Source organism: Natrinema pallidum DSM 3751, assembly GCF_000337615.1.
Lineage (GTDB): Archaea > Halobacteriota > Halobacteria > Halobacteriales > Natrialbaceae > Natrinema > Natrinema pallidum.
The window spans coordinates 49,568-64,319 of sequence record NZ_AOII01000014.1 but is presented as its reverse complement, the minus strand read 5'-3'; the positions used below and the strand labels follow the sequence as shown (position 1 = coordinate 64,319).

The 14,752-nt window shown below is 63.6% G+C and carries 17 protein-coding genes; 8 read left to right on the top strand and 9 right to left on the bottom strand.

The features are described from left to right. Window positions 1-7 precede the first annotated feature (7 nt). From C487_RS01055 to C487_RS21375, 3 genes are all read right to left on the bottom strand, one after another. Window positions 8-472, bottom strand: coding sequence for an NUDIX hydrolase (locus C487_RS01055; protein WP_006183805.1), 465 nt, complete (start codon window positions 470-472; stop codon window positions 8-10). Between the two features lie 134 nt (window positions 473-606). Next, window positions 607-1,596 (bottom strand): bile acid:sodium symporter family protein, encoded by a 990-nt coding sequence (locus C487_RS01050; RefSeq protein ID WP_006183804.1) that lies wholly within the window; start codon window positions 1,594-1,596, stop codon window positions 607-609. Window positions 1,597-1,770: 174 nt separating this feature from the next. Beyond that, window positions 1,771-1,917, bottom strand: a complete 147-nt coding sequence (locus C487_RS21375) for a DUF7560 family zinc ribbon protein (protein ID WP_006183803.1) — start codon at window positions 1,915-1,917, stop codon at window positions 1,771-1,773. 284 nt (window positions 1,918-2,201) lie between these two features. Here C487_RS21375 and C487_RS01040 point away from each other — a divergent pair, with 284 nt between their 5' ends. Continuing rightward, the gene (locus C487_RS01040; protein WP_049907762.1) at window positions 2,202-2,471 is read left to right on the top strand and encodes a hypothetical protein; all 270 of its coding nucleotides are present in this window, start codon (window positions 2,202-2,204) and stop codon (window positions 2,469-2,471) included. 34 nt (window positions 2,472-2,505) lie between these two features. On the opposite strand, the gene C487_RS01035 is transcribed toward C487_RS01040, so the two are convergent. After that, complete coding sequence (locus tag C487_RS01035) at window positions 2,506-3,561, bottom strand: aldo/keto reductase (RefSeq protein ID WP_006183801.1); 1,056 nt, start codon at window positions 3,559-3,561, stop codon at window positions 2,506-2,508. Window positions 3,562-3,685: 124 nt separating this feature from the next. On the opposite strand from C487_RS01035, the gene C487_RS01030 reads away from it, so the two are divergent. The 4 genes from C487_RS01030 to C487_RS22155 all read left to right on the top strand — a co-directional run bounded on the left by C487_RS01030 (window position 3,686) and on the right by C487_RS22155 (window position 6,051). Beyond that, complete coding sequence (locus C487_RS01030; protein ID WP_006183800.1) at window positions 3,686-3,901, top strand: hypothetical protein; 216 nt, start codon at window positions 3,686-3,688, stop codon at window positions 3,899-3,901. A 510-nt stretch (window positions 3,902-4,411) separates the two neighbouring features. Beyond that, window positions 4,412-4,798 carry a hypothetical protein gene (locus C487_RS19995; RefSeq protein WP_152422451.1) on the top strand — a complete coding sequence of 129 codons (387 nt, stop codon included), beginning with the start codon at window positions 4,412-4,414 and terminating at the stop codon, window positions 4,796-4,798. Between the two features lie 102 nt (window positions 4,799-4,900). Next, entirely contained in the window at window positions 4,901-5,797 is an 897-nt protein-coding gene (locus C487_RS01025) for an acyltransferase (RefSeq protein WP_006183799.1), read from the top strand. A gap of 146 nt (window positions 5,798-5,943) precedes the next feature. Beyond that, entirely contained in the window at window positions 5,944-6,051 is a 108-nt protein-coding gene (locus C487_RS22155; RefSeq protein ID WP_449406422.1) for a DUF7563 family protein, read from the top strand. A gap of 58 nt (window positions 6,052-6,109) precedes the next feature. On the opposite strand, the gene C487_RS01020 is transcribed toward C487_RS22155, so the two are convergent. From C487_RS01020 to C487_RS01010, 3 genes are all read right to left on the bottom strand, one after another. Next, window positions 6,110-7,750: a preprotein translocase subunit SecD gene (locus tag C487_RS01020; protein WP_006183798.1), complete on the bottom strand. Its 1,641-nt coding sequence runs from the start codon at window positions 7,748-7,750 to the stop codon at window positions 6,110-6,112. After that, complete coding sequence (gene secF, locus C487_RS01015; RefSeq protein ID WP_006183797.1) at window positions 7,747-8,619, bottom strand: protein translocase subunit SecF; 873 nt, start codon at window positions 8,617-8,619, stop codon at window positions 7,747-7,749. The genes C487_RS01020 and secF overlap by 4 nt, the downstream gene beginning before the upstream one ends. A gap of 159 nt (window positions 8,620-8,778) precedes the next feature. Then, a complete protein-coding gene (locus tag C487_RS01010; protein ID WP_006183796.1) occupies window positions 8,779-9,252 on the bottom strand; it encodes a DUF5812 family protein in 474 nt (157 codons plus the stop codon). Between the two features lie 150 nt (window positions 9,253-9,402). Here C487_RS01010 and C487_RS01005 point away from each other — a divergent pair, with 150 nt between their 5' ends. Together C487_RS01005 and C487_RS01000 are read left to right on the top strand one after the other, a co-directional pair. Beyond that, the gene (locus C487_RS01005; protein WP_006183795.1) at window positions 9,403-10,698 is read left to right on the top strand and encodes a hypothetical protein; all 1,296 of its coding nucleotides are present in this window, start codon (window positions 9,403-9,405) and stop codon (window positions 10,696-10,698) included. A gap of 102 nt (window positions 10,699-10,800) precedes the next feature. Next, window positions 10,801-11,922, top strand: a complete 1,122-nt coding sequence (locus C487_RS01000; RefSeq protein ID WP_006183794.1) for a CPBP family intramembrane glutamic endopeptidase — start codon at window positions 10,801-10,803, stop codon at window positions 11,920-11,922. Between the two features lie 58 nt (window positions 11,923-11,980). Here the strand turns inward: C487_RS01000 and C487_RS00995 are convergent, their stop codons facing one another. After that, the gene (locus C487_RS00995; RefSeq protein ID WP_006183793.1) at window positions 11,981-12,439 is read right to left on the bottom strand and encodes an NOB1 family endonuclease; all 459 of its coding nucleotides are present in this window, start codon (window positions 12,437-12,439) and stop codon (window positions 11,981-11,983) included. A 4-nt stretch (window positions 12,440-12,443) separates the two neighbouring features. After that, a complete protein-coding gene (locus tag C487_RS00990) occupies window positions 12,444-12,689 on the bottom strand; it encodes a PRC-barrel domain-containing protein (RefSeq protein WP_006183792.1) in 246 nt (81 codons plus the stop codon). Between the two features lie 249 nt (window positions 12,690-12,938). Between C487_RS00990 and infB the strand changes: the two genes are divergently transcribed. Then, window positions 12,939-14,738, top strand: coding sequence for a translation initiation factor IF-2 (gene infB, locus C487_RS00985; RefSeq protein ID WP_006183791.1), 1,800 nt, complete (start codon window positions 12,939-12,941; stop codon window positions 14,736-14,738). Window positions 14,739-14,752: the final 14 nt, after the last annotated feature.

The following is a 14,752-nucleotide window of genomic DNA, read 5'->3' as shown; positions in this document are numbered from 1 at the left end:
AACGCGATCAGTCGGCGGTGCTCGCGACCGCGTCGAGACCGGGAGCGGTCGGGAGCAGACCGACGTATTCGTCGAGGTCGAGTGCGAACTCACCGTCCTCGACGGCCGTCGGCCGACGCCAGCGGAATTCGAACTCGGCACCGTGTTCCTCGCCGCCGTCAGTGACGACATGACGCCAGTGGTCGCGCGGTTCGTACACTGTCGCGTGGAAGAAGTGCCGCACGTACCGCTTTGGCGGCTCCTCGCGGCGCGTCCAGATATCGGTCGTCAGGTGTCGCGTTCCGTTCAATGTTCCGAGGCCACTCTCCTCGCGGACCTCCCTGAACAGCGCTTCTCGCGGTGATTCGCCCGTCTCGAGCGTTCCCTTCGGGACCTGTAACCCGTCGTGTTCCGGCCCCTCGAAAACCAGTAGCTCGCCCGTTTCGCGAGTGATGTACGCACACGCCTTCCGGACGTACGTTACGTCGCTCATGACATTCATAACACACCGTTCCACGGTAAAACGCTGTCATAGGGGTGATTGAATGAGTATAAGGGAATTGTGTAGTCGAGTCGGTCACCCGGCGACTCGCGAGCGGGTCAATCGGTTCCGCGTCCTCGAGCGGGTCAATCCGAGGCGACGGTCGGTTCTGCGTCCCCACTGGGCGCGTCGCCGTCGAGTCGGGTAAACAGGGTCGCGAGCGCCGGCCCGGAGACGTTGTGCCAGACGCTAAAGAGCGCCGGGATCAGCGCGGCGCTCGGACTGAAATAGGTCGTCGCTAACGCGACGGCGAGCCCGCTGTTCTGGAGGCCGACCTCGAACGCACACGCCCGTGCTCGGTCTTCGGTCATGTTCGTCGCGTGCCCGACGGCGTAGCCGGTCCCCAGACCGAGCCCGTTGTGGACGACGACCGCGAAGAAGACGAGGGCGCTCGCGCCGAGGATCGTCTCGACGCTGAGTCCCACGACGGCCGCGACGATGGCGACGATCGCGATCACGCTGATCGCGGGGAAGATCGACAGCCCCGCCTGCGCGACCGCCGGCGCGTACGCGTCGAGCAGATGGCGCAAGACGAGACCAGCGACGACCGGGAGCAAAACGACCTGGACGATCGAGGTCGCCATCGCGGCGAACGTGACGGTAATCGACTCGCCCGCAAGCAGGACGATCCACGCCGGCATCACGAGCGGCGCGGCGATCGTCGTCACCGACGTGATCGACACGGACAGTGCGACATCGCCACGACCGAGGTAGGTCATCACGTTCGACGCGGTTCCGCCCGGCGCTGCGCCGACGAGGATCAATCCGAGGCCGATCTCCGCCGGCAGCCCCAGCACGGCGACGAGGACGTAAGCGATCGTCGGCATCAGAAGCCACTGCCCCAGCGCCCCGATGAAGACGTCCCGCGGGCGCTCGAGGATGCGACGGAAGTCATCGGGAGTCAGGGTCAGTCCCATCCCGAGCATGATAATGCCCAGCAGCGGCGTGATATAGGGTTCGATCCAGGTGAACGTCTCGGGCGAGTACAGTGCCAGCGGGGAGACGATCAGGACCCAGACGACGAAGTACTTGCTCGTCACCGCGCCGATCCGTTCTACCGATCGCTGTACGGTCATACAACCACCACAATGTGAAACATACTCAGCCGTCTGTGAGTGTCATACATCAATACAACGACTTCAGCGTGCACTCGTGTCCGATTCGCTCCACGCGAACGGGTCCGATCGGCGACCGACGGCAGAACGGTGGCCGTTCGAACGGCGAGTACGGACCCGCGTGGGGCGTCCGGCCTAACAACGGGACCCGGTCGCAAAGTTGTCTTCGGCTACCGCCCGCCCGCAAACCGGGCAGCCGTTCGCCAGCGTCGCCTCGCGCATCGGATCGGTCACCGGAATCTCCCGATGACAGTCGGGACAGGTGAATTCGTACGGTGTCATGGGTCTGGATGGGATTCGTCGACTAGACGTTCGGTCCGTATCCGGATAGGATGCTGACCCAGATATGGAGGGACGTATATACGCGGGACGCCGCCGATCACTCTCGCTCCCGTGCCGCGTCCCGAGTACCGCTGCTCGCGGTCGCCCCTCGCGACGACGCTGTCCTCTCGAGCGCAACGGACGGGCCACGCCGTTCGGCCGGCGGACGCGACCCTCATTGCGACGGTCAGGGATTGTCACAAACAGGCTAAATGGTTATGGGCTGGGCGGTGCTAGCAGTACTGATGAGCACGTTAAACGAGGAGATGTCCGACGTTCGGTCGGAGGTCGACGACGTGCGAACCCGGCTCAGAGAGGACGTTCCGGAGCTCTTCGAGTTCGCCGTCACGGTCGGCAATATCACGTACAACGCCAACAGCAACAGCGTCTCCGTCACGGTCGAACCGAGTTCGCAGGCGCGAGCGCAACTCTCGGACCGGCTCGGAGGCGTGAACGTGAAAACGGACGGGACGCTGGAGTTCGAATTCAGGCTCTCGGAATCGACGGCCGATTAGACCGAGGCGGCCGGCCCCCGCTCGAGACGGGCGATCAGTCGGCCGCGAGTTTGTCCAGGCCGGCCGATTCGATGTCCGCGCCGTCGACCGAGGAGCGCAAGGCGTCCATACCGTCGTCGCGGTCGATGTCGAAGTCGGTCTCGTACAGCTCCGCAACGCGGGTCATCTCTTCGTCGGTGAGCGTCGGCACATCGCTGGCAGCCGCCCACTCGTCGATGTCCGCCTTCGTGCGGAACGTCGGCGTCACGGTCGCGACCGGCTCGTGACTGAGGAGCCACGCGATCGACGCCTGGCCCATCGTCCGCTCGCCGTCGCGTTCCAGGAAGCGCAGTTGTTCGAGTTTCTCCCAGCCGGTCTCGTACCACTCGTCGGGGCGGAACCCACGGTGATCGCCCTCGTCGAGTTCGGTCTCGGGAGTAACTTGCTCGTTTAGGATCCCCGATGAGTGGGGCACGCGGGGGATCAGGCTCGTCGACGAGCCGGTCCGCTCGATCGTCTCGAGGAAGTGGTTCCCGACCTCCTGCTCGAGGACGTTCCAGACGAGTTGGACTGAATCGAATTCCTCCTCGATGGCGAGGTCGCCTTCCGCGAGCCAGCCGATCGAGGGGCCGAGCGCGAGGCCGGTGGCGTCGATCAGGCCCTCCTCCTCGAGTTCATCGAGCAGTTCGAGCACGTCGGGCGTGATCTCGTCGACGTCCGCGTTGTGGAGTTGGAGGACGTCGATGGAGTCGAGGCCGAGGCGCTCGAGGCTCTTGTCGACGGCGTCGCGAAGGTACGCCGGCTCGATCGATTTGGGGAGTTCGCCGTGGCCGGCCTGGGGGTTGTCGTAGAAGTCGTAGCCGACTTTCGTCGCGATCGTGACCTCGTCGCGGACCTCGGCGAGCGCCTCGCCGACCAGTTCCTCGCTGTTGCCGTGCCCGTAAACGTCGCCCGTGTCGAAGTAGGTGATCCCCTGCTCGACGGCGTACTGGAGCATCTCGATCGCGTCGTCGTCCGAACGGTCGCCCCACCAGTCGGTGCCGACGGTCCACGCGCCGAAACCGACTTCGCTGACCTCGACGCCCGAGTCGCCCAGTTCGCTGTAGTGCATGTTCGACCCTTCGGAGCGTGGGAACTTATGGTGAACGGAACGCCCGAGCGGTCGCTCCGAACGGGTTCGGGTCGCTGCCCCCTCCAGTCGAACCATTCTTGCCCTGTGGCTGACAAATAGGTGTATGGACAACGGTCGCACTCGGGCCCGGAATTCCAGCCGGCTCCTGCTGGCGATCCTCCTCGCTCTCGTCCCGCTCGGACTCGTCGTCGTGCGGTTTCTCGAGATGCCCGGGGATCGCGTCACGGTCGGCGCGGTCGTAGGCGGCGGGTTGCTGGTGATCGGCGCGCTCGCGCTGCCCGCGTTACTGCTCTCGGAGTGGCAGTCCGGCCGGGAGTGACCCGGCGACACCCGGGTGCGGTCCGCGTTCCCCGCCCGCACCGAACCACCCGTACCGGCGGGTCCGGCAACCCGGACCGCACAACCGAACCCCTATGAACGCGGCGGGCAATACCTCGGGGTATGACAAAGCGGTACGTATCGCTCCCCGAGGAGGCGGACACGGGGATGCGCGAGTTCATCAATGCGGTCGATCGGCGAGGATATCCTGATCGACGGTGTACTAGATCATCTCGATCGTGTCTTCCTCACATTGGCTACCCCACCAACCGGTACTGACGGTTCACACGCCGATCCTGGTCTTGCGGATTTCGACTTCGATGTCGCCGAGTTTACTGTATTACATGCTTGTTCTTTCATGTCAGGAAACCTCCCCACAATTGATAACTTAATATGGTTTTGTGTGGTTAAATGAGCACCAGACATGGATGTTTCGTGTAGGATTATGATTAAGTTATAAATTTATTAGTACACAAAGAATTTATGTTAGCACACTATAGTTAGAAATGCAATGCGAAAGAAAATAGATAGGCGATCCATGATGAAGAAAGGTGCTATTGCAACCGTAGCTGGAGGCGGTCTCCTCGCTAGTATGAACTCAGCCGCAGCTGCAGACAGTTACACGATTAAAATCGAACATACTGGTGATGGTGGTCTTGGGGGATTCCATTTCTATCTTCCCAAGACCTGTGATAGTGGCCTAAGTTACATAGAAGGTGAACATGTTTACTTCAAATACGACAGAGAAATTGGGGACTCTCCTCCGTACCAGGAGGGGTTTGTGTTCCGGGACTCTCTTCGTGACGGAAACTATGCAATATATGAAGCTAGATGCGTCGATTCACCAGTAATTAAAGATCTAGATGACGAGTTGATCGATCTCAGTATAACTAGATAGCCACCTAGTAGAATCGAATTATATTTTACATCAATTTTATAAGACCCAGATCTGAGACCAACAACCGAACCCCTATGAACGCGGCGGGCAATACCTCGGGGTATGACAAAGCGGTACGTGTCGCTCCCCGAGGAGGCGGACACGGGGATGCGCGAGTTCATCAATGCGGTCGATCGGCGACTCTCGAGCGACGAGGACACCTGCTCGGTCGTCGAGGACGTTCTGATCGACCTCTCGGGCGACCGCGAGGCCTACGAGCGCTGGCAGGACGGTGCGTCCGTCTCGGCGGCCGAACGGGTTCGCCTGCAGAGCTACGATCCCTGTAACACGACCCTCGAGAGCGAGTACTACGCCGAGAAGGACGAAGCGCAGTTCCGGCGGTCGAAACACCTCCAGTGGCTCTGGCGACAGTTCGATAGCCTGCCGATCGCGGACAACGTCGAGTTCGCCCTGCGGTTCCGGCGGATGCTCGCCGACCACCTCTTCGAGGAGTGTGGCGACGACTGTCGGTTTTTCAAAGGGATCACGTTCACCTACGGCCACAACATCACGATCGGTGACAACACGGTCGTCCACGACGACGTGCATCTGGACGACCGCGGCAAACTCACCATCGGCGACCGCGTTTCGGTCTCCGACGGCGTCCATATCTACAGCCACGACCACGATGTCGTCGACCAGACCGAGGTCCGCAACTACCACACGATCGTCGAAGACGACGTCCGCCTCACCTACGACGCGATGGTCCGCGCCGGCTGCAAAGTCGGCGAAAACGCCATCGTCGGTGCGCGCGGCATCGTCCAACACGACATTCCCGCCCACCACATCGCGATCGGGATGCCAGCCAAGAGCGTCAAGATCAAACCCGGCTGGGAGGACGTCGCCACTCCGATCGACGACGCCGGCACCAACCGGCAGGACGAGCGCCACCTCGCGTACGATCTCCCCGCGGATCTCGAGGTCTTCGACGAGTTCCAGCGCGACCTGAACCAGCCATAGTACGTCGACAGCGACGGTTTCTGCGGTCGCCCTCGGAGCCGCGATTCGCCACGTCTCGGCGACGGGAGTCGGGTCTCGAGCGCCGGTTGCAATCGCAGGCGTACCGTTATTTATCGTCCCGCCGGTGCAGTACTGTTGGTGAGTTGATGCCGGTGTGTACTACCTGCGAGAGTCCCGTCTCGTACGATTTCGCACGCGTGTACGGAGACGACGGAACCGTCGACTGGTGTCCGCGCTGTCGCACTGCACGCTGACACGGAGCAGGAGAACGGAGCGCTGGACTTAACGAAGCGGAAAAACGGGATCGGAGCGCTAGCGATCGGTCAGCAGTCGTCGCAGGATATCACCGTAGGCGGGCCGGGTGATGAGTACCCCGATGAGCACGCCGAGGATGGTGATGATGGCGAAGCCCTTCAGATCGCCGAGGCTCAGGACCGCGAGCGGCGAGAGGGCGACGATGGTCGTCGCCGCGGCGGCACCGATGACCCAGAACGCCTTCCGGAACCGAGACTGGAAGACCCGTGCCGAACTGACATCGCCTTCGTCCAACACCTCGTCGGCGATGATCACGAGGTCGTCGACCCCGGTCCCGACGACGGCGATGAACCCGGCGACGTGGGAGAGGTCCAGCGGCATGCGTATCATCGCCGCGAACCCGAGCAGGATCACGACCTCCGACAGCGCCGTGACGATCATCGGGAGGGCGATTCGCGTGTCCGTGTATCTGGTGTAGACGACGCCGCTGACCGTGACCACCGAAAGCAGTCCGATCAGCAGGGAGTACTGCTTGAACTGATCGGCGTGGGCCGGCGTAATCGAGTAGAGCTGGGCGCGTTCGGGGCTCAGGTCCAGCGGCGCACGCAGACTCCCGGCACGGAGGTTGACCGAAAGCGACTGGGCCTCCTGTTGGCTCGGTGCGCCCATCTGGAAGCTCGGATCGTTCACCCAGGTGCCGGCGATCATCCCGTCGGCGAGACCGCCCATCGAGTGGGCGTCGACGACCTCGTTGTCCGAAATGGTCAGTAGACAGTACTGTTCTCCCTCGTGATCAAAGCTGATGGAGCCGTTCTCCTCGGGGAGGTTACACGCGCCCTGTGGCGTATACCCCTCGTCGAGGAAGCCGTATCGCTCCATGTCCCGCTGGAACTGCTCGGCGGCCTCACCTTCCTTGACCTGCACTGGGACGACGTAGCCCTGAGATTGCCCCCGTGGTCCCTGTGGCTGCTGAGGGGGATCGACGTTGGCGATCTTGTCTTGGGTCAACACCGTCTCGTTCGTCTGGTTCCCGTTTTCGTCCGGGAAGTAGGCCACCACTTCGACGACCCCGCGCTCGGAGAGTACCCTCCGGAGCTCATCGGAACCCATGTTCGGCACTTCGACGACGATGTAGTTCGTGTCCTGCATCGTCTGCTCGGAGACCGAGCCCCCGGAGAGGCCCGCCTCGTTGATCTTCGTGCGCAGCGTACTGATGATCTCGGAGCGGGTCTGTTCGGTGACGCCGTCGCGAATGTCATCCTCGGAGGCGTCGACGTTCGCCGACTGCAGTGCCCCGGCGAACTCCGCTTGCGTCACGTTGTCGGTGAAGACCTCCGCGGAGACGGAGCCGCCGTCGTCGACGGTGACTCTGGCGTCGGCCTGATCCAGTTCGAGCTCCGTGTACAGCGTCGACTCGATCTCCTCGATCCGGTCCCCATCGACCTGCCCGCTGTCGCTGACGACGCCGGCATCGATGTCGGCGGCGGTCATCCCAGTTACCGGTGCCCTGACGCGGGTGCCGCCATCGAGATCGAGCCCGAACTCGAGGTTCGTCGGGCCGCTCTCGACGCTGTCGTTTGCGACGCTGCTGTCGGCGACGATGCCGCCGGGGACGAACAACGCGACGACGGAAAAGGCGAGAAACACCACGAGCAGGAGGACCCGCCAGTTTTGCTTGACGCCGTCGATCGGGTTCATGATCGTACCCCCTCGAACTTGTACCAGCGAAGCAAGCTTAGGTTCAGCATGTACGTGTTCATCAGGTCGGCCGCGAGGCCGACGAACAGGATGATTCCGATCGATGCTAGGAGATCGATGCTGAGTACGAACGCCGCGACGCCCATGACGAGCATCGCGGCCATCGACGTGACGGTCATCGTGATACCCGTTCGCATCGCGCGATGGGTGCTGTCGTAGAAATCACCACCCCGGCGCAGGATGTGATTGTTCAACAGGATATCGGAGTCCACCGAATACCCGATCAGCATCAACAGCCCGGCGACCGTCCCCAGCGAGAGCGGTATCCCGGTCAGCCGCATGAACGCGAGCGGGATCATGAGGTCGGAGAACGCCGAAATGATGATCGCGATCGACGGGACGAACGTCCGAAAGAGGATGAACGCGATCGCGCTCATGCCGACGAACGCGATGACGAGGCCGAACAACGCCGTCTGCTGGTTTTGTTGCCCGAACGTCGCGCCCATCGACGAGGCCGACTGAACGATATCGGCGCTCCCGTCCTGTTCGAGCCCCGATTCCGCCTGCGTCCGGAGCGACTGCAAGTCAGAATCGGAGAACTGCACGACGTACTGATTGTCGGTTCCCGTGCTTCTCACGTTCGCGTCTTCGTCGAACGCCCCGGCGATATCATCCTGGGGCGTCGATGTCTGCACCGTCAGTTCCGTCCCGCCGGCGAAGTCCATTCCCATCGGGACCGGAGAGCCCAAGACGAGAAACGACCCGACGAGGACGAGCAGTGCCACTGCGAGAACTGCAAGCGGGACCGCCGCGAGTTGGCGGTTACTGTACCGGGTGTAGTCGATCTCCGGTACGTCGAAATACGCCATATATCCGTCTACTGGTATCCCCCCCGAAGTAAGCCTTCTCAATTCCGACAGTCCGCACCCGACCACGCGAGTCACTCTGCAACGAGGACCACAGTTGCCGTGCCGGTTGCCAGTCCCGTAGCCGACATCGATACGACCGGTCGGTGTGAACCGTGCCGGTCAGTCTGGCAGGTATCGGACGCTCAAGACGCCGTCGTCGACCGATCGACGAACTTCCACGCGGACCGCCTCGAGCCGGGCCGCCCGCGAGATCGTCTCCTCGTCCGCGAGCACGTCTTGGGCTGCGGGTTCGACCTCGCCCTCGGGAACGCTGAAGACGTGGATTTCACCCGTCCCGGCACGGTCCTCCTGTACCAGGTCGCCGACGTCGGCATCGGCCGCCAACTCCTTTTCGTACGTGGTCGGCTCGAGGTCGCTGTCGACCAGTTCGATCGCGCGTCTGTCCGCGACGTCGACCAACTCCCAGGTAACGTCCAGCGGCGGCTCGGGTGCGACGGTCGCCTCGAGCACGTCGTGGACCTCGAGATCGGGGTTGGAGCCGAGGGTGTGAACCTGTGCGGTCTCGACATCGCGGACGACCGCCGAGTCGGTTTCGGCGTGTGTGACGACGAAAGTGCCGGTTTTCTCGGTCATGGGCGGTCGTAGCGGGCGGATCGGTTTCCCGGTTTCGGCTTTCGATCGCCGTCCGAACGTGAGTTGCAAGCGGCACCGTCGCCCGGTAGTGAGTCGCCCTCGCGCTCGCGTCACGGAACGTCTTTAGTCCGGGCGGTCGCGTACTGAGGCATGAACGTCGACATCGGAAACGCGCTTTCGTCGGTCGCGTCGCCGGGCGTCTCGAAGGACTCCCTCGAGCGATTGGATGAACGAGTGGCGACCGCCCACGAACGGATCGAGACGGGAATGGCGACCGAAGACCACGGGTATGAGGCGCTGAACCTGCCCGAGCGGACCGATCCGGATGAGATTCGTGCGGCGGTCGAGCCGATCGCCGACGCCGAGGCGCTGCTCACTATCGGGATCGGCGGGAGTTCCCTCGGCGCGGCGACGATCACGAACGCTCTCGAGTCGGACACCGAAACGGTGTTCCTCGACAACGTCGATCCCGAGTGGGTCTCGAACCACCTCGAGCGACTCCCGCTCGCGGAGACGGCGATCAACGTGGTTTCGCGTTCGGGGACGACGGCGGAGACGCTGGCGAACTTCCTCGTCGTCCGCGAGGCGTTCGAATCGGCCGGCGTCGACTGGACCGAACGGACCATCGTCACGACCGGCGACTCGGGGCCGCTCCGGGACCTCGCGGAACGACACGGACTACCGTCGCTGCTGGTACCCGATGGCGTTCCGGGTCGCTTCTCCGCGCTGTCGGCGGTCGGCATGGTCGCCGCGGCCGTCTGTGGCCACGATCTCGAGGCACTGCTCGCGGGCGCGGCCGCCGAGCGCGAGACGCTGTCGGGGTCGCTGTTCGACTGCCCGGCCTACGCCTACGGCGCAACGACGTACGCACTGGATCAGCGGGGTGCCGGGATCAACGCGCTACTGCCCTACGCCGAGTCCCTCGAGACGTCCGCGGAGTGGTTCGCCCAGCTGTGGGCCGAGAGCCTCGGGAAGGACGACCTCGGCCAGACGCCGGTGCGAGCCCTCGGCGTCACCGACCAGCACTCGCAACTACAGCTCTATCGTGCGGGCCCGCGGGACAAGCTCGTCACCTTCGTCACGACCGCGGAGAGTGCCGACCGCCCGATTCCCACCACCGAGGTCGAGGACCTGACGTACCTCGGCGACGCGACGCTCGGCGAACTGCGTGCCGCGGAGTTCGAGGCCACGGAAGCCAGCCTCGCGGCCGCCGGCCGACCGAACGTCCGCGTCGAACTCGAGCGCGTCGACGAGTTCGAACTGGGCGGGCTGCTCTACGGCATGGAAGCCGCCTGCGTCCTCGCGGGCGAGCTCTACGGCGTGAACACGTTCGAACAGCCCGCAGTCGAGTGGGCGAAGAAGGCGACCCGCGGCCTGCTCGGCGGCGGTGACTTCGAGGAGGCCGCGGCCGTCGCCGAGAAGACCGAACTTCGAGTCGAGCGGTAGTCTGATATCCGTTCCCGACCACCCGACTCGAGTCGGTGTGGTCGACCCGGTCGCCCCGTTCGGTTGCGGTGTGCCTATGAGTCCGGACACGAATACACTGCTATGAGCCAGACTGCACGGGCCGACGACGCCGGCCCGATCGCATCCGACGTGGTCCCCGGCATCGGAACCGTCCTCTCGGCGGTCACGATGGTCGCCATGCTCGTCCCCGTTCGCAGCGGTGTCGACGATCCGATCGTCCTGACCGGTGCCGGGTTCGCCCTCGCTGCCGTCCTCGCGTTTCTGGCCCAGCGCCACGGCGGTCTCGAGGGGCGAATCGCCGGCCCGATCGCCGCCGTCTCGAGCGTGGCCGTCGTCATGCTCGCCGGCTACGCGTTGAATCAGGGTGTCACCGCGCCGGCCACGCTGCCGACGAGTTCGGTGTCGATTCCGATCGTTTTCGTCGCGTTCATCACCGGTGGGCTCACCGCCGCCGCCGGAGTCGCGGATTACCACGGGATCAGCGGGCAGGGGCTCGTGCGTCGGAGCCTACAGGTGGTCGTGCTCTCCGGCGTCGGTATCGCAGGGCTCCTCGTGACGCCGTTGGTTTACGCCACCCTCTCGCTTCCGGTTTCCGCGCTGCTCGAGCCGCTTTCGGAGGTCGAAAACACGGTTTTCACCCAGTTCTGCATGGCCATCGGAGCGACGCTCGTGGCGGGCGGATATCTCGCACTGACTGATCGGGACCGCTCCTTTATCGACATCCGACGGCCGACGCTACGGGATGTCGGCTGGACCATCGGAGGATTGGTCGTGCTCTTCGGGGTGCTCTTCGTGATTTCCGTGGTCATGCAGTCGGCCGGCGTGGAAAGCGCCGAGCACTCGACGACCCAGCGGGCCCAGGAGAACCCCCAACTCATGCTCGTGTTGGTGCCGTTCGCCGTCCTGATTATCGGCCCGTTCGAGGAACTACTCTATCGGAACGTCATCCAGAAGTCGCTGTACGAGTCGTTCTCGCGGGCCGGCGCGGTCGCCGTGGCAAGCGTCATCTTCGCGTCGGTACACGTGCTCGCGTACGCCACCGCCGGACTGGGCGCGGTGATCGCCAGTCTCGGGACGATCTTCGGGCTCGCGATCGTGCTCGGAACGATCTACGAGCGGACCGACAACCTCCTCGTCCCGGCGCTGATCCACGGGGTCTACAACGCGTTGCTCTTCGCGAACCTCTATTTCATCTACGGCTGATCGAGCGCGGTCTCGGCGGGACTACCGGACGGTTGATTCGACAGAAGGGGAACGCAGGCTACGACGGGTTCTTCCGGGCCAGTTCGGACCCGCAGATCGGACACCGGTCCTTCTCCTCGTCGAACTCGCGGCCACAGCCCTGACACTGATACAGCCACTGGCGCTGTTCGTCGATTCCCTCCCGGGCGATCACCTCGACCGCGACGTTGAGTTTCTCCGCGACGTTTTGCATCGCGTAGTCGTCGGTCACCAGGGTCGCATCGAGTTCGAAACTCGCCGCGACGAGCCGAACGTCGGTGTCCGAAAGGACATCGAGGTCGCCGGACTCGCGTGCCGCGCGTTCGACCTTCTCGGTGGTATCGTCGTTGGGAATATGAATGTGCATCCCGGAGCCCTCCATCGCATCGTAGCGGTAGGCGCTCTCGTCCTCGAGTTCCTCGCGGACGAGCGGGATCGTTGCAGTCTGTTCTGTCGTGTGAAAGTCGTGGATAAAAGCGGAGGAGTCGAGAACGTACATACCGTTAGCGCTGGACGACGATGTAGTCTTTCACCGCTTGGACGCGGTTAACGGGAACGAGAAAGCGGCCGGCGTCGTCGTTGTCGAAATCGACGGCGCGCCGGGACAGTTCCTCGTCGGGCTCGATGACGAGATCGTGAAGTTTGCCGGATTTCAGATCCATCGTGATGTTGTAGAGCAGTCCGAGCTCGGTGCCGTCGGAACCCATGACGGACTTCCCCGAGAGGTTTTCAGCGAGTATATCGCTCATGCATGCCCGTACTTACTAATCGGTATTAAAGACCACGGGGTCCGGCATACGAGCGGCAGACACCGGCCGGGACGAGCGTGCGATGTCTCGGCGATCGGGATGGCAGTTGACCGAACTGCATCGGTTGCCGGTCCGCTCATCACCGACGAGGTGGCTCGCGGGCGGACGTGCGCGGTGGACCGTCGATGACGATGGGTTTAACTACGGTGCTACGGAGGTTTTAGGTAAGACCTTCTCGGGTGGTTCATCATGTCGGACACGGATACACGCGACCCCACATCTCTCAGAACGCCGATCGTCGCCGTCCTCGGACACGTCGATCACGGCAAGACAAGTCTCCTCGATAAGATCCGCGGCTCCGCGGTCATCGAGGGCGAAGCAGGCGCGATCACCCAGCATATCGGCGCGACCGCCGTTCCGCTGGACATCATCTCCACGATCGCGGGCGAACTCGTCGACCCGGACGACTTCGACCTCCCCGGCCTCCTCTTCATCGACACCCCGGGTCATCACTCCTTTACCACGCTGCGCTCCCGCGGGGGGGCGCTGGCCGACATCGCCATCCTCGTCGTCGACGTCAACGACGGCTTCCAGCCCCAGACGCTCGAGGCTCTGGACATCCTCCGGCGGTCGGAAACCCCGTTCATCGTCGCGGCGAACAAGATCGATACCGTTCCGGGCTGGAACGCAAACGAGGATTCGCCGATCAACGACACCTACGAGGCCCAATCCGATCGCGTACGCGAGCGGCTGGACGAGAGTCTCTACGAGATCATCGGCAACCTCTCCGACGAGGGGTTCTCCGCGGACCTTTACTGGCGCGTCCAGAACTTCCAGCGCAACGTCGGCGTCGTCCCCGTCTCGGCGATGACCGGCGAGGGGGTCCCGGACCTCCTGACCGTCATGATGGGCCTCTCCCAGCGCTACATGAAAGAGGAGATGGAGATCGACGTCGCCGGCCCCGGCGTCGGCACCGTTCTCGAGGTCAAAGAGGAGAAAGGGTTCGGGACGACGGTCGATACGGTACTGTACGACGGGACGATCCGGTCGGACGATCGGATCGTCGTCGGCGGGCAGAACGAACCGATCGTCACCGACGTCCGCGCGTTGCTCCAGCCGCGGCCGCTCGCGGAAATCCGGACCGAGAGTCGGTTCGAAAAGGTCGACGAAGTGTCGGCCGCGTCCGGGATCAAGGTCGCCGCGCCCGAACTCGCGGACGCGATGGCCGGCGCGCCGGTTCGGGTCGTCCGCGACCGCGATCTCGACGCGGTCATCGACGAAGTTCAGGCCGAACTCGCGGATATCGCCGTCGACACCGCCGAGGAAGGCGTCGTCGTCAAGGCGGATACCCTCGGTAGCCTCGAGGCGATGGCCGACGCCTTGGACGACGCGGAGGTACCGATCGTCCGCGCGGAGGTCGGCGATGTCGCGCCGCGGGACGTCTCGGTCGCCTCGACGGCCGAGGACGGCAAGCAGAAGGCCATCCTCGGCTTCAACGTCGACACCCTCGACGACGCCGACCAGCGCGCGGAGATCGAGGACGTGACGATCTTCACCGACGAGGTCATCTATCAGCTCATCGAGGAGTACGAGGAGTACGTCGAGGGGATCGAGCAGGCCCAGCAGGACACCATTCTCGAGAACATCACCCGGCCCGCGCGGTTTCGCATCCTACCGGATCACACCTTCCGCCAGAACGATCCCGCAGTCGTCGGCGTCGAGGTGAACTCGGGAACGATCCAGAACAACGCGAACGTCGTCAAATTCGAGGGCAACGAGCCCGACCGTGTCGGCCAGGTCAAAGGCATCCAAGAGCAAGGCGAGGACGTCGACGAGGCCCGCGCGGGCAACCGCGTCTCGGTCGCCATCGAGGGACCCACCGTCGGACGGGGGATCGAGGAGGACGACGAACTCTGGATCGAGATTCCCGAGAAACACGCGAAGATCTTAGAGCAGGAACTCGCGAGCGAGATTCCCGGCGACGAACTCGAGGCACTGAACATGTATCTCGACAAGCAGCGCAACCGGGACCCCTTCTGGGGCAAATAATTCAGTACGCTTCG